The organism is Chryseobacterium sp. SIMBA_029, assembly GCF_046535275.1.
Taxonomy (GTDB): Bacteria; Bacteroidota; Bacteroidia; order Flavobacteriales; family Weeksellaceae; genus Chryseobacterium.
The window spans coordinates 226,941-245,865 of record NZ_JAWRXA010000003.1 but is presented as its reverse complement, the minus strand read 5'-3'; the positions used below and the strand labels follow the sequence as shown (position 1 = coordinate 245,865).

18 protein-coding genes and 2 tRNA genes are annotated in these 18,925 nt (G+C 34.6%); 3 read left to right on the top strand and 17 right to left on the bottom strand.

The window, feature by feature from the left end:
- Window positions 1-81: 81 nt before the first annotated feature.
- The 7 genes from SB679_RS06630 to SB679_RS06600 all read right to left on the bottom strand — a co-directional run bounded on the left by SB679_RS06630 (window position 82) and on the right by SB679_RS06600 (window position 7,367).
- A complete protein-coding gene (locus SB679_RS06630; RefSeq protein ID WP_410701493.1) occupies window positions 82-1,239 on the bottom strand; it encodes a pyridoxal phosphate-dependent aminotransferase in 1,158 nt (385 codons plus the stop codon).
- Window positions 1,240-1,243: 4 nt separating this feature from the next.
- Window positions 1,244-2,317 carry an FAD-dependent monooxygenase gene (locus SB679_RS06625; RefSeq protein WP_410701492.1) on the bottom strand — a complete coding sequence of 358 codons (1,074 nt, stop codon included), beginning with the start codon at window positions 2,315-2,317 and terminating at the stop codon, window positions 1,244-1,246.
- 221 nt (window positions 2,318-2,538) lie between these two features.
- Window positions 2,539-3,915 carry a tryptophanase gene (locus tag SB679_RS06620; protein WP_317740284.1) on the bottom strand — a complete coding sequence of 459 codons (1,377 nt, stop codon included), beginning with the start codon at window positions 3,913-3,915 and terminating at the stop codon, window positions 2,539-2,541.
- A 91-nt stretch (window positions 3,916-4,006) separates the two neighbouring features.
- Window positions 4,007-4,624 (bottom strand): DUF502 domain-containing protein, encoded by a 618-nt coding sequence (locus SB679_RS06615; RefSeq protein ID WP_410701491.1) that lies wholly within the window; start codon window positions 4,622-4,624, stop codon window positions 4,007-4,009.
- A 22-nt stretch (window positions 4,625-4,646) separates the two neighbouring features.
- Window positions 4,647-5,225 carry a tRNA-(ms[2]io[6]A)-hydroxylase gene (locus tag SB679_RS06610; RefSeq protein WP_034709179.1) on the bottom strand — a complete coding sequence of 193 codons (579 nt, stop codon included), beginning with the start codon at window positions 5,223-5,225 and terminating at the stop codon, window positions 4,647-4,649.
- A gap of 53 nt (window positions 5,226-5,278) precedes the next feature.
- The gene (locus tag SB679_RS06605; RefSeq protein ID WP_410701490.1) at window positions 5,279-6,367 is read right to left on the bottom strand and encodes an acyltransferase family protein; all 1,089 of its coding nucleotides are present in this window, start codon (window positions 6,365-6,367) and stop codon (window positions 5,279-5,281) included.
- Window positions 6,368-6,479: 112 nt separating this feature from the next.
- On the bottom strand, window positions 6,480-7,367 hold the full coding sequence (locus SB679_RS06600) for a metalloprotease (protein WP_317740281.1): 888 nt from the start codon (window positions 7,365-7,367) through the stop codon (window positions 6,480-6,482).
- Between the two features lie 183 nt (window positions 7,368-7,550).
- Here SB679_RS06600 and rplU point away from each other — a divergent pair, with 183 nt between their 5' ends.
- From rplU to SB679_RS06585, 3 genes are all read left to right on the top strand, one after another.
- On the top strand, window positions 7,551-8,126 hold the full coding sequence (gene rplU / locus SB679_RS06595) for a 50S ribosomal protein L21 (RefSeq protein ID WP_317740280.1): 576 nt from the start codon (window positions 7,551-7,553) through the stop codon (window positions 8,124-8,126).
- Between the two features lie 15 nt (window positions 8,127-8,141).
- Window positions 8,142-8,399 (top strand): 50S ribosomal protein L27, encoded by a 258-nt coding sequence (gene rpmA, locus SB679_RS06590; RefSeq protein WP_034709185.1) that lies wholly within the window; start codon window positions 8,142-8,144, stop codon window positions 8,397-8,399.
- Between the two features lie 199 nt (window positions 8,400-8,598).
- A complete protein-coding gene (locus tag SB679_RS06585; protein WP_165585156.1) occupies window positions 8,599-8,766 on the top strand; it encodes a bacteriocin-like protein in 168 nt (55 codons plus the stop codon).
- A gap of 75 nt (window positions 8,767-8,841) precedes the next feature.
- Here SB679_RS06585 and SB679_RS06580 read toward each other — a convergent pair whose 3' ends face one another.
- The 10 genes from SB679_RS06580 to SB679_RS06535 form a co-directional block, all read right to left on the bottom strand.
- Window positions 8,842-11,367, bottom strand: a complete 2,526-nt coding sequence (locus SB679_RS06580) for a DUF5686 family protein (protein ID WP_410701489.1) — start codon at window positions 11,365-11,367, stop codon at window positions 8,842-8,844.
- Window positions 11,368-11,769: 402 nt separating this feature from the next.
- Window positions 11,770-11,843: transfer RNA gene (locus SB679_RS06575), tRNA-Asn, on the bottom strand.
- A 268-nt stretch (window positions 11,844-12,111) separates the two neighbouring features.
- Window positions 12,112-12,663, bottom strand: a complete 552-nt coding sequence (locus SB679_RS06570) for a GNAT family N-acetyltransferase (protein ID WP_410701488.1) — start codon at window positions 12,661-12,663, stop codon at window positions 12,112-12,114.
- An 80-nt stretch (window positions 12,664-12,743) separates the two neighbouring features.
- Window positions 12,744-13,817 carry a grasp-with-spasm system SPASM domain peptide maturase gene (gene gwsS, locus SB679_RS06565; protein WP_410701487.1) on the bottom strand — a complete coding sequence of 358 codons (1,074 nt, stop codon included), beginning with the start codon at window positions 13,815-13,817 and terminating at the stop codon, window positions 12,744-12,746.
- 163 nt (window positions 13,818-13,980) lie between these two features.
- Complete coding sequence (locus SB679_RS06560; RefSeq protein WP_410701486.1) at window positions 13,981-14,907, bottom strand: hypothetical protein; 927 nt, start codon at window positions 14,905-14,907, stop codon at window positions 13,981-13,983.
- Window positions 14,891-15,934 carry a hypothetical protein gene (locus SB679_RS06555; protein WP_410701485.1) on the bottom strand — a complete coding sequence of 348 codons (1,044 nt, stop codon included), beginning with the start codon at window positions 15,932-15,934 and terminating at the stop codon, window positions 14,891-14,893. Before SB679_RS06555 ends, SB679_RS06560 begins: the two co-directional genes overlap by 17 nt.
- 76 nt (window positions 15,935-16,010) lie before the next feature.
- Entirely contained in the window at window positions 16,011-16,262 is a 252-nt protein-coding gene (locus SB679_RS06550; protein WP_410701484.1) for a hypothetical protein, read from the bottom strand.
- Window positions 16,263-16,643: 381 nt separating this feature from the next.
- Window positions 16,644-16,717, bottom strand: a tRNA-Asn gene (locus tag SB679_RS06545).
- Window positions 16,718-16,796: 79 nt separating this feature from the next.
- Complete coding sequence (gene rseP, locus SB679_RS06540; RefSeq protein WP_410701483.1) at window positions 16,797-18,290, bottom strand: RIP metalloprotease RseP; 1,494 nt, start codon at window positions 18,288-18,290, stop codon at window positions 16,797-16,799.
- Window positions 18,291-18,395: 105 nt separating this feature from the next.
- Window positions 18,396-18,836 (bottom strand): DUF6646 family protein, encoded by a 441-nt coding sequence (locus tag SB679_RS06535; protein ID WP_410701482.1) that lies wholly within the window; start codon window positions 18,834-18,836, stop codon window positions 18,396-18,398.
- Window positions 18,837-18,925 lie beyond the last annotated feature (89 nt).

Genomic DNA, 18,925 nt, shown 5'->3' with positions numbered 1-18,925 from the left:
TAGATTTTTAATTATTATTCGTTTTAAGTGAATATTAGGAATATTTTTATTTAAAATAAATAAAAAGTGTTTTTTCTACTATTAAAAACTTTTAATAATTCTATTGAGACCCTCCTCTAAAATTTCCTGTGAAGTAGAAAAGCATATTCTGATATGTCCTTCCGCTCCTTTTCCAAACCACCTTTCCGAACCTGGAACAACGGCTACTTTTCCATACTGTAAAACATGGCTGGCAAATTCTTCACTGGTAAGTCCGTTTTTAATTTGAGGAAATAGTACAAAAGTAGCTTCCGGAAGGTTGGGGGCTAGGATTTCTGAACGAGTTAAAATATTAAAAGCCAGGTCTCTATTGCTTTGCAAATGACTTAAGAATTCATCATACCAAGGCTTTGCTTTTTCCAGCGCCACACTTCCTGCAATTTGTGATAATGTTGAAACCCCTTCTATGGTAGAGTTGAAATTTGATTTTTCTATAAAATCGTCAAGAATTTCCTGATCATTACATAATACTGCGCCAATTCTTAATCCGGCCATTCCAAATGATTTGGAAAAACCATACACTGTAAAGCTTTTTTTTGCGGCTTCTGCGGAAACTGATGAATATGTATGAAAATCCCTGTAGTCATAAATAATATCACTCCATATTTCATCACTCATTACCCATAGATCATGAGCGGAGGCAATTTGTGAGATTTTTTTCAGAACATCTTTAGAATATATTTTTCCTAAAGGATTATGCGGGTTGCAGATGCTGATCAGCTTCGTTTTTGAGTTGATGAGCGAAACTAGTTTTTCAAGGTCAATTTCCGCTGTTTGTGGATCAACGGGGCATAGATTGACAACTCCGCCTACGGCTTCTACCGATTTTTTAAATAAAAAGTCTACCGGATCTAAAATAATGGCTTCATCTCCGGGTTGTAAAACATATTTTGCAATCAGGAACATGCCCTGTGCGGCACTGTTAACCGCAAGAACATTTTCGGGAGCGAAATTTCCGTTTTTTTCTTTATTGAAATGGTCTGCCACACTTTTTTTAAACTCCGGCAGTCCTGAAAAAGGCCCGTAGCTTAAATAACCGTCCTGAATGTATTCAATGATTCCCTGCTGGATAGCTGGCGCGGTACTGAAATCCGGATCTGCTGCCGTTAAAGGAATAATACCGTCTTCAAGGACAGCCCATCTTCCGTTGTAGGCTTTTCTTTTTAAAGCTTCAAAATTGATATCGTTATTGGTGAACATTTTTTTATTTATAAGAGATTGGTACTATATTTTCTGTTTGCTGATGAAGAGGGCGCAGAAATTGATCGAGCAGGATCCTTCCATTCCTGATGTGAATTTCAATTTCCGGTTTTCTTTCCGTTTCATATTTTCTGAACGCTTCAGACCTATTTTCTTCTTCTATCAGATACTGGGTTAAGGTGAAAGCATCCTTGAGTGCTGAGGTTACGCCCTGGCTTGTAAAAGGGATTAAAGGATGGGCTGCATCTCCTACAAAAACAATGTGGTCTTTATAGAATGAATTAAGTTGTTCAAGCTCATAAACACGCCACAGATGAACATTTTCATAACTCGATTCTTTTATGATGGAAGAAACTAGAGGGTGCCAGTCATCAAAAATTTTAGACAGGTATTCTTTTAGATTTTCCACAGAATATTCTTCATCAATTTTATATTTTTCATTATCAAATTGCAAATACCATAGAATTTTATCTTCAGAAAGTTTAAGGATTCCAAATGCTAAACCACCGTCTTCATGATGAAATTTCATAAAATTATCTTCAATACAGGCTGCTATTTCTTTGTTTTCAATAATGTTTACGACTTCATTTTCCCGTACAGACCTCATGTTTTCATCTTTGAAAACTTGTCTTCTGATCCTGCTTTTGGAACCATCGGAAACAATGATGATATCAGAATCTATGGAAGTACCATCGGAATATGTGAGTTTTCCTTGAGGGGAGAGGCTGACAGGTTTTTCGTAAGATATTTTTTCAGAGGGGATGTTGTGTGTTAAAATATCAATCAGTGAACTTCTCGCAATTACAAAAACGTCGTTCAGTTCTTTTTCTGCGATGATGCTTCCTTTATGAGAGTATTTAATGTATTTTTTTAAGAAATTACCCTGTTTAAAAAGCGTGGCTTTGTCGATAATTTGGGTGAGATGCTCAATTCCTTCTTTGGGGATCAGAAATCCGTGGCCCGTGAGATCGGTTTTTGCTCTTCTCTCATAAATATGGTAATCCATATCATGCTTTTCTAAGTAATTAGCTATGCTTAAGCCGGAAATTCCAGCACCCACGACAGCAATTGTATTCATTTTGGAGTAGTCAATTTTTTTTCAGGTTAGTGTTTCAATTTATTTTTTTATTGTCCTTGATGAATGCAAATGTATAGTAAATATATCCATTGATTTCAAAACAGCATTAATTTTATTTAGGCTGTTATTCAATACTATGAAAATATAACATTTCCTTTTGTTATGATGCTTTTGATTTGAAATATGAAATAAAAAACCGAGAACAAGTCTCGGTTTTGATGTTATGCTTCTTCCAGCTGTACTGTGAAATGTCTCAGTAATTCCGGCTCCCATGTGATTTTATATCCTTTGGCGATGTCATCACGTCGGTCATACACGTTTTTGATGGCTGCCGCGATATAATCCATATGGTTGTTGGTATATGTTCTTCTAGGAATCGCTAGGCGGACCAATTCCAGTTTTGGATAACGGTTTTCTCTGGTTTCAGGATCTCTGTCTGCCAGTAAAGTTCCTATTTCTACCGTTCTGATTCCTGCTTCTTTATAAATTTCCAGGCCTAAAGTCTGAGCCGGATATTCTGCACGGGAAACATTGGGTAAAAAGTTTAAAGAATCAATGAACACAGCATGTCCTCCAATTGGTTTTTGTACAGGAATTCCGTATTCAATTAATTTGTGACCAAGATATTCAACCTGAGAAATTCTGCTTTCCAGATAGGCAAATTCTGTTGCTTCGTTAAGACCTACTGCCAACGCTGCCATATCTCTTCCGGCCATTCCTCCATAGGTAATGAAACCTTCATAAATAATCGTGAAGCTGGATGCTTTTCTGAAAATTTCTTCACTGTTAAGCGCGATGAATCCTCCGATATTCACAAGTCCGTCTTTTTTGGAACTCATGGTCATACCATCTCCATAAGAGAAGATTTCTGTACAGATTTCTTTAATGGTTCTGTTTTCCTGACCTTTTTCTCTTTTTTTGATGAAATAGGCGTTTTCTGCGAATCTTGCCGAGTCAAAGAAAACAGGAACTCCATATTTATTGGAAAGTTCTCTTACTGCTTTCATGTTTTCCAGAGAAACTGGCTGTCCTCCGGAAGAGTTACAGGTAATGGTAATCAGACAGAAAGGTATTTTTTCTTTTGGATGACTTTTATAAACTTCTTCCAGTTTTTCAAGATTGATGTTTCCTTTAAAAGGATGCAGGTCATTAATATCAAAAGCTTCGTCAATCGTACAGTCGATCGCATGAGCTTTTCTGAACTCGATATGCCCTTTTGTCGTGTCAAAGTGAGAGTTTCCGGGAACAACATCGCCGTCTTTCACTAAAACTGAAAATAAAACATTTTCAGCAGCTCTTCCCTGGTGAGTTGGCAAAAGATATTTGAAACCTGTGATATTTTGTACAGTCTGATGTAATTGTTCAAATGAACGGGATCCTGCATAGCTTTCGTCTCCGGTCATCAATGCACCCCATTGTCTGTCGGACATTGCTCCGGTTCCTGAGTCTGTTAATAGATCAATAAAAACCTGTGAAGATTTTAAGTTGAATAAGTTATAATTGGCATCTTTAAGCCACTGTTCTCTTTCCTCTCTGGTTGATTGACGGATTTCCTCCACCATTTTGATGCGGAAAGGCTCCGCGTACGGTAAATTCATGGGTAAATATTTTTTATTATTGTTTTAAAGAAATTTTTTTTGAAAAATAAATTTTCAAATTCATCAAGTATATTTAAAGTGAGCTACAGAATTACTCAGGAGCTTTAAATATATTTTCATCAGAATGAAAGCCGGCTACACCGCCACTTACAGCGAACTTCATTGCAGAAGCCGCAGTCATTCCCACTACAGGTTTGATGTTTTTTTCTTCAGTAACAATTACCCATCCTGATATTGCATAGGAGTGGGGAAGATATACCGCAACGTAATTGTGTTTATCTACGTCAGCCATTTCTTTTTGGGTTAAAAAACCGATTCTCCAGATTTCAGGATTTTCATTGGTCTTTACCCATACAGGATCGTTGAATTTTTTCTTATCGCCTACAAATGAAGACATGACGTCTTTTGTAGGGGTATAAATATGCTTTACACCAGGTGTTTTCTCCAGTAAGCTGTCCATGGTGTCGAAAAAGAATCTGCCGACAACAAATTTATTTCCCAGGTATCCTAAAATAGCAGTTGCCAATATGGTTGAAATAAATACTAACCCAGGAATTTGTTTTGCGATTGAGGGAATGATATTATCAATCGCACTGATGATATACCATATCACAAAAATGGTCAGCCCGATCGGGCCAATAATGACCAGTCCCTGAAAGAAATTTTTCAGGAAAAAATTGGTGATATTCTCGAAGGTCAGTTTTTTCAACGTGCAGTGCTATATTTTTAGATTAACCGTGTATTGTTTCTTTGTTTCCGTAGGATTTGATGATGCTGGCTTCGTATTCAAGCCATTCTTCCCAACGTTTATTTACTTTTTCGATGTCGCCAAGTTGTCTTGCAAAGCCGATAAATGTAGTATAATGATTAGCTTCGGAGATCATAAGTTCTTTATAAAATACTTTAAGCTCTTCATCTTTGATATTTTCTGTCAAAACTTTAAATCTTTCACAGCTTCTTGCTTCAATCATTGCTGCAAAAAGCATTTTATCTACAATCAGATCTTCCCGGCTTCCCTGAACCACAAATTTAGCGAGTTCATTCACATAATTGTCTTTGCGTGCTTTCCCGAAAGTATAGCCTCTTTTTTTGATAAGCTCATGAACCTGATTGAAATGATCTAGTTCTTCCTGTGCAATTGCAAGAAGTTCTGTTACAATTTCTGCACGTTCCGGAAGCATCATGATCAGAGAGATGGCATTGGTAGCTGCTTTCTGCTCACACCACGCATGATCCGTTAAAATTTCTCCTATGTTTCCTTCTGCAATATTTGCCCACCTTGGATCGGTAGGAAGTTTCAACTTAAACATGATATAAATTTTTTGTAAATTTAAAACAAATTGCCATAAAAAGCTTCTTTTATTTAAGAAGCTGTCTTTCTTCGTAAAAATTCCAGAACATTCCAGCCTAATTGATCGACTTTCTTCAGTCCATTGGCGATAATGAATGCCAATATGATATTGATGATATAAATAATGAACATTAGAATCCACCACGGCATTTTTTCTTTGAGTGGGACTACAAGGAAATACACCAATGAAGAGCTTATTCCCTGTGCGAAATAGAAGAAAATCGCATTTTTTCCAATGAAGGTAATAAAATTGTCCTTTGTGATCTTTAATCTGTTATATAAAACAAACAAAGTAACCAGTGAAAAGGAACTCCATATAATATAAGGGAGTTTTGGAGGGAATTTATTTTTATTGATTTTATAGAAAATTTCACTTCCATAATACCAAAACATCCAGATTAAAGCGGCAGCCACTAAACCATATAAAACGGGAATTATTTTGGTGGGAATTTTTTTATTCCGCATTCTGTTGGCAATCAGGAATATGGCGAGATAGAAAGCAACGTATCCTACTTGACCATCCGGATAATACCACGGACAGATCGTAAATATCAGCGTTAAGGCTATACAAATACCGATGAACCAATTGATATGCTTCGGAAAGAATCTTAAAATCAAAACACCGAAAACAGTTAGTATAAAATAAACTTTCAGGTACCAGAAACTTCCCATAACTACCGGAAAAGTATCTGCATTGGTATATTGGTGAAGGTACCAGTTCCCCAGATTCTGCCATTGCGGATCAGCGGAGATATTGGTGGTTGCATATTTGGACCCAAATGTAGAATAGAACTGCTGAAGCCATTCCATAGAGAAAAAGCTTAACCCAAAAACTTTAAAGAAATAATCCAGGAAAAAAAGGAAGGTCACAAAAATCATGTAGGTGATCTGAAGTTTCAACAGTCTGTAGAAAGTCTTTTCGATATTGGATCCGGAAGTGATTCCGCTTAAAGCATAAAATAAGGCTACATCGAAAACCAGGGAAAAGACCCGGATTTCTGTTGGAATATAAAACTGCCCGGACCAGAAAGCGGTGTGAATAAAAATAATGGAAAGTGTTGCCAGTCCTTTTGCAAAATCAATGTAAAGGTCTCTATTCATTGTAAGAAGATATGAGGTCAAAAATAGCTAAACTTTAGGATATGTTTCAAATAAATAAAAGAGGCAGAACATGCGTTCTACCTCCTTTCTTAAATATGCTAAAAATGAATGTTTACTTAAGGTTTTTAAATTCTTCTGCAGAAATTTCTCCGGATTGGATTTTTCTCAATTCATCCATATACTGGCTCATATAAGCATCAATTTCAGGATTTTTTGAGTTTTTACCCATTTTATAGGTTCCGTTAAGTACTCCCTGATAATAATAGAAGAAGTTATAATCGAAATCGGTTGCAGAAAGATCATACTGTCCCAGAAGGAATCCTAAACGTACAGCGGATCTTCTCTGAGGAGGAGTTCCGTGGTGTCCTGCACTGGTAGTTTGATAATCTCCGATGCTTTGTGCGAATTCGTAAGCTGTCGCAATTTCTGTAAAGTTGGTCTTGTTATAACCGTTTGGTTTTCTCAGATAATATCCTGCGAAACCGTCTGCCTCCAGTTCGTTCGGTCTTGCGGTTGACTCATTTACTGAAGGTAAATTATAACGGTACTGCAGCTGGTGGCCATATTCGTGAGCCAGAATCATGGCATTTACAATATCTCCGCCTTTTGCTTTTGCATCATAATAGATAGCGTATCCGTAATAGATCTTTCCATTCGAATAGGAAATGGCATTGTACGTTGAATTGGCGTTTGAAGGATCGTCTACAAATCTAAATGTAAGGCTGGTACCGCCCCAAAGACTAATGATTTTAGCCATTTGGGCATTCATAAAGTTCGTGTCTGTGGTGGTTTTAAGGGCTGTTTTCAAAACTGCAGTAGAGCTCCAATTTTGATCTACATAAGAACAGATTTTTTCAGTTTCGCCCGGCTGTTCGATTTTTGCACTTTCGTTTTGGGGCTGTGGCAAGACGTTGTCTTCCATTTTTTCATCAGTACAAGCTGTTAGTGATAAAACAGCAAAAGCTCCTGCTAAAAAGCAGAAATTAAGACTCTTTTTCATATACATATTATTTTGGTGAAAACGAAGGTATAAAATTATCCGTTATGTACGAACACTTTACATGTTAAAATTATTCAAAGCATAGTGAATTGATTCTTTGTAAAAAAATATTGATTTGATTGTAAGCTATTTAGAAAATTATTCTTATATTTGCACCTCGAAATAACTAAAAATTTATAAACAATGTTTGCAATTGTAGAAATAGCAGGGCTTCAATATAAAGTTGAGCAAGACCAGAAGTTGTTTGTACACCGTTTAAAAGGAGAGAAGGGAGATAAGGTATCTTTCGACAAAATTCTTCTTACTGTAAACGGTTCAATAACTGTTGGCGCCCCAGCTGTAAGCGGTATCGTAGTAGATGCTGAAATCTTAGATCATGTAAAAGCTGATAAAGTAATCGTTTTCAAGAAGAAAAGAAGAAAAGGTTACAAAGTGAAAAATGGTCACAGACAATCTTTAACTCAAATTCAAATTACTGGTATTACTGGTTTTGAAGCTGGAGCAAAGAAAGCTGATAAAAAAGAAACTGTGAAAGCTGAAGTTCTTTCAGACAACGCAACTGTTAACTTTGGTGAAGATCACGAACTGAACTATCACTTAAAGAAAAACAACTTGTCTCAGTCTAAAGAAAACAGAGAAGTTTTGATCACTTTAGGAAAAGAAGTGAAAGCAGAATTAGGAAAAAATATTCTTACTCACGAAGATGTTGATGCAGCTATCGTTAAGAATATTGATCAATTTAAAGCTCTTAATAAATAATAATCTACATACAAAATGGCACACAAGAAAGGAGTCGGTAGTTCCAAGAACGGTAGAGAATCTCATTCTAAAAGATTAGGTGTGAAGATTTTCGGAGGACAAGAAGCTATTGCCGGAAATATTATTATCAGACAAAGAGGTACGCAACACCACCCGGGTAACAACGTGGGAATGGGTAAAGACCACACTTTGTTTGCTTTAGTAGACGGTAAAGTAGTTTTCAGAAAGAAAGCAAACAACAGATCTTTCGTATCTGTAGAACCAAACGCATAATTTTAGCGTTATAAAAAATTAAAAGCCTTGGCATTCGCCAAGGCTTTTTTTGTGCTCTTATCTGAAAAATGATAAATTATTTTACGAATATTCCATTTATTGTGAAATATTTTTATATTTGTAAACAATCAAATAACAAATCATTTGCGGAAGCCGAAAAGCAAATAGAGTAGGCAGTACATTAAACCAAATTATTACTATGAAAAATCTTAGAAAAATTTCCAAAAAGCAATTGAAATCGATCGAAGGTGGAGCTGCGGCTTGTCCTCCTCCTGCAACAACATGCGGGGAATGGTGCTCATGGACAGCTCAACAGAGGCTGCGTTGTCCTAATATGGTGATGGATCCGGATCCTTGCGGATGTTAATGTAACGATCGTATTGAAAATAAAATTCCCCGGCTTCAAAGAAGCCGGGGAATTGTTTTATGTCATGGATGGGAATTAGAATCCTACCTGGAATCCAGCTTTTATCCCGAATTTAGAAATATCAGGTCTGTCAAGGTAATTTCCTCTCCAGTTAAAATCTACTCTGAAAATTCTCAGATTTCCGAAGCCTATGTTTTCAATTCCGAAACCATATTCAAAATAGACTTGTTGATTTGGAGCAGAATATTTGAAGCCTTCCACATTGATGTCTTTAGAAGCGTCGCTTAAAGTTCCGTAAGCTCCTCTTATAAATGCAATTTCTCTTAGTTTTAATTTTTTAATCAAAGGGATGAAAGATAATATTTTTCCGTTAAAATGGTGTTCTAAGTGAAGCGTTGTATAAGTGTCCGCCACAAACTCATAGTAATTAAGTTGAGAGAACGTATTAGGAACCAAACTGTATGACTGATTTCCCGGAATGATGTTCTGTAAAGCCAAAGGAACCGTGTTGAAATTTTTCCCGGCTTCAAAATTAATTAATGTTTTACCCCAGCTTCCTATTAAAACCGGTTTATAGAACATAAACTGAAGTTTGTTATAATTAAAATCCGCATTGAAAAGCCCTTCAATACCTCTTGTATATTTCAAAACAATAGTAGGTGCTAAAGTTCCATGTTCGTAACGGTCTACCCCTGTCTGTGAGAATTTTGTACCAGGTCTTGCAATTAAACTGATGGTAATGTGTGAGTCATTAACTGTTTTTCTTAAATCCCCATTTCTGTAATACATCAAACTGAATTCGGACGGATTAGCAGATTTAATGCTCTGCATGGTACCATCTACTCTTATCTGGAAGTTTTTCCATGGCTCAATTGATGTAAATATATTTGTTTGGTTAACAGAACTTAAAGACGCATTTTCCCCTCTGGCGAAAATAGTGGATGAAGCAAATGAACGTGACAGGATCGCATCATCATTAGTCAGCTGAACTCCCAGCTGCATAACATCTCGTTTTGTTCCTGCTCCAATCATAAAACGATTGACTCTGTTAAACATGTATCGGGCTTCAACACCGTATTTAAGCTGCTTATCTTTAAAACCATAAGCATTATAAAACTGAACTCTCCAAGGGTCATTTTGTCCAAAATAGGTTCTTGCACCTAATCTGATTCGGTCACCTTCTACCACGTTTTTCCCATAAATTGAGAAAATAGGGCCTATATCGATTCCTTTGAATGCATTATAATATCCTGAAGCAAGGGTTTCGTAAATCTTTACAATTCGGTTGAATTTTGGTGTCTGCTGAAGTTTATCAAGCATTTCATATACTCCTTGTTCTCTTTTGGATAATGAGTCAGGACGGGCGTTTACCCAATAGGCATCATCTTTATCTACGAATTTATCATCGTATTCCTCTTCTTTTCGGGTGAATAATTTTGCATCAAGCGGTTTATTGAATTCGTAGTTGGAATAGTCTACCGACCTTTTAGCAATAATGCTTTTTGAGGTTTTCTTTTTCGCAAAAGGAGTTAATTCGATTTCCGTAACTACTTTCTTTGGCAGGAATGTCTGATCATCAGGATTGTCATATTCCAGTTCTGTAGATATACTGTTGATGAAATTGACATTGATTTTTTGAGTAGACTTTAATGTGGCGCTTAGCACGGCGTAGGTGTCTGTATCAATGTAAAGATAGCCCTGAAATGCTAAAACATCCTTTCTTTTAGGCTGATATCTTATTTTGTAGGCATTTTCCCCATTGATGGCTATCGTATCCGTCAAATTGTAATCATATGTGCTGAACCCATCTGCTCCAACAGGGCTTTGAAATCCTATATCAAAGTAATTTAATATGTTATCGTAAATGTTTATATCGCGGTATAAATTTTTTGCCGTCACCGTGATGACCTGATTGTCTTGAAATCCTGAAGTCTTTTGAGCAACCAGCATTCTCTTTACCTTGCTACTGGGTTTGTTTTCCCCGTAAGTTTCATAGACCGATTCATTCAGGAAAATAGGAAGGGCCATCTTTCCTGTTGCGGTGGAATCTGCATATTCAAAGATAAAATCAAGCTTATTGAACATTTTCTTGTTCATGAATGTGCTATCCAGGTTATTGGCATCAAACTCAATTTTTTCGTATTCCTTATAAGTATAGGTATCGAATTTGGCTAGCCCATTGTTTCTTTTTCGTTTCCAGACTTCCTGCATGATGGCATAAGCCGGGTTTTCTTTTTTGTTTTTATATTTCGGCTTTTCGTTATGAATAACAATTTCTCCGATGGAGCTTACTTTTTCCTGAGAAAGATTGACCAACAAGTTGCCTGCATTTTCGGTCGTAACATCTACGGTTTCTAAAGCGTAGCTTTTTTTAGAAAACTTTAACCGATAAATAATAGTGTCAGACTGTACGCTGAAACTTCCACTGGTAGTATTTAGGTTGGGGATTTTATTATCGTTGATAAAAATATCTACTCCTGAAATTTCCTTATTTGTTTTTGCATCAAGAATTTTACCGCTGGCTGTGTTTTGGGCACAGGCAAGCCCTGAGAGAAAGAGAAGGAAAAAAAGGTGGTAGTATTTGGAATTATTAATTGACATTTGTTGTTTTTTCAAGCATTTAGCATAAACAAAAAGCATGCTGTTTATGTAAAAAGATTAGATTTTTTAAAGTTTTTTACGGTTAGGTACAAAATTGCAAAGTTAACAAAAATTAGATCATCAAAATCATAGCATTATAGTTATTAATTTGTTAAAATGATAATGTCTGAAGTGAGATATTCCTCGTGTTTATTAAAGAGATGGTGTAAACCTTTATTTATGGGTTAATTTTTGTTTATGTAAAAGTAAAATCGAGCGTTCCGTTTACTGTTTTAAAGAAATACATGAGTATTTGATTTAATGAACAACAAAAGAATAAAGCAATATGAAAATAAATGAGATAATATGCAACATAAAAGGCATCATACAAAAAAATCCATTAGATAATTCTAATGGATTTTGCTCCTCCTGCTGGGCTCGAACCAGCGACCCTCTGATTAACAGTCAGATGCTCTAACCAACTGAGCTAAGGAGGAATGTTCCTCTGTTTGGAGTGGTGCAAATATAATATGAATATTTGTACAAAGCAAGTGTTTGACGCAAATTCTATCGAAAAAAAATGAATTTTTTGAAGGAATTTTTATTTTGTCCGGAGCTGAAAAAATCTTCCCATTTTTATCTGTCTATTTTTCAGTATTTTGAGGTGATGATAAAAATTTCATCACTAAAAGCTGAAAGTAAGAGTATGCCGAATTTGGATTAAGAAAAACAGGAAAAAAATTGAAATATGCTGTAATTTCACTTTTAAACTGGGAAAACAACTAACTGAAATGTTTCATTTTTACAGGTAAAAGGCTTTAATGCGGTCATTCCTAATCCCTGAATATGGACTGCAAGAGAATGTGGGTTTTTGTCATTTATAAAAGCAGCACCAAGGTCATACTGGTTTTCAGTAAAATTTTTGACTGCATAAAATAATTTTTTTACAATTCCCTGTCCTCTCCATTTTTGATTGATGAGAACCGGGCCGTAAAGAAATACCCGATATTCTGTTAAAGGTTTATGATTAAAAATTTGCTGTGGAAAACTTTCATACATTGCTTTTACAACCGGATGTTCAGGAATCGGATCTGTGGTTGCCAGACATACGAAACCGGCTAAATTCCCTTCTTCCATGGCTACCAGCACGCCTAGGTTTTTATTAATAGCATCCAGTGTATGTTCAGTCATGCTTGAAACAATAAACCCCTGTTTCTTTTCTTCTTCACTCAATTGGTCCGGAGTATTGGCGTTTTGCAATTCTATAATCGCAGGATAGTCTCTGGCTTCGGCTTTTCTGATGGTAATTGGGCTCATAATGCTTTTCTATGTTTTAAATATATAAGTTTTACACTTTAAAGCTAAGGAAAGAAACACTAATTTTCCTTTACAAAATGTTACATTCCATAGTGATGCATTACCTTCTCCTTTAATGGATGCACGCTCCAATCCTCCCATTCTCCTGTATAGGGGCTATAACCACATTTTAGAGGTTTGGAAATGTCCAGTCCTTCATTATTGGTGTGGGAGCATTCAGTATAGGCCCTGCAATCTGTACAAATATATCTAAACTCACAATCTTTACATACTTCAATGTGGTCTTTGGTCAAATTCCAGTATTGCTTAAAGTCTTTTTTGTTGAGTGCTTCTTCCGGATTTATTTCGTTTATATTTCCAAAACTTTGAGGCATGGATGGACAATTTTTAATATTACCTTCAAAATCAATGGCTATTTTCTTATAAAGACAAGAGTTATGATGGTTTGCTTCCAAATAAAAGCTATGATTAAGATTAACATTTTTTAAATCAATGAGTCCGCAACTTAAAGGAATTTTAATTTTGTTTTTAATGATAGTCAGGTAGGTGGAACCCAATGTCTGAAAATCTTCTGTAGGGTGTGAGTGTAGCGTTACATTAAGGAACTTATTTGAAATGGTATCATGAGTTTCTTTAATAAATGAAACCAATTGAGGGGTGTACTTGGCTATAATTGAAATTTCATGGATGTTAGAGTTATTAAACGAATCTAATTTAGAAATAACTTTGATGATTTCGTGAGTGTTTAATGTTTCTGAAAATCTGATTTGAAGATATTTAATCTTTAAAATACAAATATGCTGTATCAAAGCATCATTTAAAATTTCAGAATTATTAATATCTAAAATTAAATATTCAACATGCGAGGGTGCTTCATTAAAGTTAGATGAAGTTTTGAAGCTTAATAATTCTTTTTTAGTTTTTAATATGCATCCTAAATTGTTGTCCAAAATAAAATTAATATATCCCTCTAACGCTTCCCGTCCATCCTGATCCAATTGTTTTTTCAATACTGAATAATTCTCTTGCTCATTAGAAAGTAAGTCGTAAAAAGCATTTGGAATGATCTGTAGAAAACCTGTATTAGTATCAATAATAATAGATTTTTTGGCGCCTTTAGTAATTTTTACGGAATTAAATAATTTTAAAAACATGTCTAATATAAAAGTGAATAATGTTTTGTTGAACGTGAAATCTTTGTTCTGTTGCTTTTTTTGTCTTTATTTTCAGAATATTTAACCTGAGAGATATTGTTGCTTTTTTTCCATTCCTGTAATGAAAATTCAAGCCCCTTTAAATGTAATACTTCCTTGTTTTTCATAATAAGTCTGCAATATATTTTTCTATCTGGTAGTTTCCGTAATAGCTAACCTGGTGAAATTGTCCCAAGGGATTTACTTCTAAAAAATAGTAATCATCATTAGATTTTATTAAATCTAAAGTGCCGCACTTTAAATTCAATGTTTTTGCCATTTTGTGAATTTTTCTTTGTATCTCGATGGGAAGTTTACAGGAAAGGTATTTTTTATCCCTGTCTTTTATATTTCTAATATCAATATTATCTGAAAAATCAAATGTGGCGATTGCCCAAATCCGTTTTTCAAAGAAAAACACTCTTATTTCGTATGCTTTATTGATTCTATTCTGAATAAGTGAAGGGATAATGTTTTCTTTTTTTGACTGAAGCTGATTGAAATCTATTTCACGGGTGTAATTTAAGTACAACTCATTTTCAATAAAGATGGGCTTCATTTCAGAAATGGATTTAGTGATATAGTTTTGGGAACAATCAATCTTTGTAAGATCTTTTAATTGGGATACAATATAAGTTTCTGGTATTTTTAAGCCTAAAGATTTTGCTAAAAATAAAACTTCCAGTTTATTGACTTCTTTGGTGAAAAGATTTCCAAATATATTCGCACCATTTATTTTTAAATAATAACAAATAAATTCGGTTACTGATTTAAGTTCTGAATTATAGAATTCAATAAGATTGCTGTCAATTTCTGGACTGGCTATGTTGTAATAAATTCCTCCATTTCTATAAAAGGCCGATTTGAAATCATTCAGATTATACTCAATATTATCGATGGAAATTTTATACATATTCTTACTGAAGTCAAAAAATACCTTAGTAATATGTTGATTTTCATTAAGTCTGACAAAACTTTTATTTTGATAGGTTAACCATGAACATATCTCATCAGTCATAGTGTCGTTATCAACACTAATGAGGAGTATCATCTAGCTTAATTAGGTTCTTTTTCATATTTTCAGCATCGCTGTCATTTTTAAAATTAAATCCTTCTATTGTATGACTTAAAAAAACATAATCTTTGTTATTCAAAAGAAATATATTTTTTTTTATTTCGTCTTCAGTTGAGGATAAGCCTATTAATTTTCTCTTATTATTTACGTTATCAATCAAACTTTTAACTTTATCTGTTCTGTTGTCGGGTAAAAATGTATTATTGACATAACAACAATCAATTTTTCCATCATTTGTTATAAATTGATAGATCTTAAAATAAGAATAATCGTAAGTTCCATTATTCAAATCAAATAAAAAACCAGCAATATCAGGTCTTATTTTTCCTTGATTTAATGCTTTTTCTATTTCTTTAGAAAAATTGACTTTTTGATTGCTAATACTGTTATTAGCTAACTGATGCCAAATAATAAGATAAAAATCATGAAAATATACCCAGCTGTTCATTTCTAAGCCTATATTATATTCATTAGGAAAGCCCTTCTTTTGGATGAGCTTTAGTAAGCCTAATGATGCTATGCTGTCACTTTTAGTAATCTCTTTTTTATATTTTACATAATCACCACCAGACACCTTTCGGTAGAATTGGTCAACCTTAAATAATGAGTCTAAACTTTTTTTATATTTTAAATCTATTGTATTCTGACAAAGTTGTTTTTTATATTGTTCAGGATTTTTAAAATTCTCTGCTAGGAACTCATCACTAAAATTTTTTCCTAGGCATTTTAAAGATTGATAGTAAATATAGGCTGTTTCCAAATCGTTTGTCTTCAAGGCAACTTTCATACTGTTATGTAAATCTTTAGCATGGGGATGTTTGAATTCATTAAATGCTTCCTTGTATAGAGCATTTGCTTCTGTTAAATTATTGTTGATAATTTTTTTTTCAGCCTCATTGGTTAATTCGTAATACTTAATAAGACTTTTATCTTTTAATTCAAAAGATTGAGCTTTATTAATAAGACTTAGTAGGGCAAATATTAAAAATGAAAGTTGCTTCATGATATATGTTAATTATAATATAAAAATGAGAAGCATATGTGCTTCTCAAATGCAATTAATTTTCTATAAAATTGGACTAGCACGACCTGTTTATTTGAACTTCTCCTACAAACATATATGAACCATCTCCAAATTGAGTATCTGAAGAATATGCTACGCATTGATATTCTCCATTTGGTCCAAGTCCAACACATCTTTCTCCTCCTCCTGTTGGAGATCCAATATTTGCAAAAGATTTTACAGGTGCCCCTTGTCCTCCTAAAATAACATCTAACTTCTTATTTTGAAGCTGGAAATTTTCTAATTTTTCTAATGTTTTTGTTTTCATCAAATTGTATTTTAAAATGTTAATAAATTTTAAACAATTCACCGTGAATTGTTTTATTGTTTATCAAATATAAAGCAAAAAATTAAAATTGATTATTTTTTATTAAATTTTCATGCCTTTTGTTATTAATTGTTCTTTTGTGTTTTTAATACTAATGTGTGATAATGTTTACTCTTTTACATAAAAATGAAAAATAGCAAAATCATCAACTATTTTTTACTTGATTGTATTGAAATAATTAATATTTGAGAAAGCGTTTATTTTAAAATAGGTAAGGTTGGAAAGGGGCATTAATCCAAGATGAGAACTTATATTGTAGAAGACGGTGATTTTTGAAAAAAAAAAGAGTTACAAAATATTTTGTAACTCTTGGAGCTTTCGCTCCTCCTGCTGGGCTCGAACCAGCGACCCTCTGATTAACAGTCAGATGCTCTAACCAACTGAGCTAAGGAGGAATGTCCTTATTTTTAAGTGGTGCAAATATAGGACGAATATTTATACCAGACAAATTTTTTAGAAAAAAATCTTAAAATTTTATAATTTTCCTGTGAATACTTTAAAGATGTCGCTTCCAAAGATCAGCAGCATAAGGCCTAACAGGAAGATAACTCCAATCATCTGAGCGTTTTCCAGCACCTTTTGAGGAACCGGTTTTCCAACAATAATCTCATATAAAGTGAATAAAACGTGCCCTCCATCAAGTCCCGGAATAGGAATTAAGTTCAGAAATGCTAACCAAATCGAGAACATTGCGGTAAAACTCCAGAATGCCGGCCAGTTAATGGCTACATCTCCGTTGGCATTTCTATCTACAGGCATATTTTTTACGATGGCGATAGGGCCTCCTACACTTTTATAACCCTGTATTTTAGAGTTAAACATGATTTTGAACTGCTTTACCTGCATGGTTAAAGCTTCAATCGTTCTTGTAAATCCTCTTGGAATAGCTTCTCCGAAAGAATATTTTTTATTGGTAACAATAGATTGAGCGATACCTTTAGTGTCGATCTGTACCCCTAATTTTCCGTTTTTATCAACAGGAACAGAAGGAAGTGCTACTATCCCGGCTCCTTTTCTTTCAACGTCTACCGCTACAGTTTTTCCTTTATTTTGGTTTAAAACGGGGCTTAGTTCATCAAAGTAAGTTACTTTTTGTCCGTTAATGCTTACAATCTTGTCGCCAGAAGCTAATCCGGAAGTTTTAGCACTTGGAGTAACTAAAGAATCGATAACCATAGGAACTCTCGGGCTAATGTATAATTTGGCTTCTTTTTGTTTAAGAACATCCGCTACACCATCAGAATTGATTGGGAAGGTAACTTCTTTACCGTTTCTCAATACCGTTACATGATCACCTAAAAGAATGTTTATTGATGCATTTTCAAGTCTTTCAGTCGGTTTTCCATCAATACTGATCAGGTGATCTCCATTTTGGAACCCCATTTTCTTTCCAGCTTCAGTAACTTCTACACCGTTTTCGAATTTTTTAATGTCCGTATACGTTTCTCCATTGAAGAAAGAAAGGCTGCTATAGATTAACCAAGCTAAGAAAAAGTTTACGGTAACCCCACCAAGCATAATGATTAATCGCTGCCACGCTGGTTTTGATCTGAATTCCCAAGGCTGTGCAGGCTGCTTAAGCTGCTCTGTGTCCATGCTTTCATCCACCATTCCGGCAATTTTCACATAGCCACCGAACGGAAGCCATCCGATACCGTATTTAGTTTGTTCAGGGTGTTTTCTCCAGTCAGTGTCCGGTAATTTTGATATGTCGATAGCAACCTCTTGTTTTTTTCCGTTGACTTCGATAACTTCAGTATCCGGAAGGTTTTGAGACAAAAATTTATACTTCCATGTACCGTTGATTTTTTTCATCGAAAAGATGGAGAAGTACGGATCGAAAAACAGGAAGAATTTTTCAGCTCTGGTTTTAAACCATATGGCGGGTAAAAAGTGTCCAAGCTCATGAAGAATAACTAATATAGAAATACTTAATATGAACTGGAAAATCTTGATTGCTAATTCCATTAATATATTTTAGGTTTTAATTTGCAAAGGTAACAATTATCAAAACTATGCCAAACAAAAAAGCTCCTCGAAATGAGAAGCTTTGTCATATATTAGGCTGTTTTTCTACAAATTGATTGAAACTCCGAGACTGCCATTGTTTCCTACTTCTGCAAAAACACCCACTTTCTCTGTGAAGAAGTAACGCGCTCCAATATGAGCACCGATTCCGAAATCCCTTCCGAGAACACCCAGATCAACCCCAGGGTAGATGTCCCACTTTTCAGGAAGGTCTAATGCTTCCTTCAGGTGAAAGTTAAGTCTTCCAAAAACGAAAACCCGATTGTCTTTGTCATTGTTTTTATATCCGCCGAAATAAGCGTTCACTCCTGCACCGACTGATAAAAGTTTGTTTAAACCATAATCATAGGTTCCGGTAACTCCGGTTCCGTATCCCCATGCATTAAGTCCCAGCTGGACCTTTTGATCTCCTTTTCCTGTCCAGGCTTGGGCATTTGCGGTGGCTCCCCAAAAAATAACCATTAACATAAAAACCAATTTCTTCATAAATTTTAAATTTTTGATGGTACATCATAAAAATTATCATCATCAAAAATGAAACCGAAATCAATTAAAAACTGTAATTTTATAGAAGT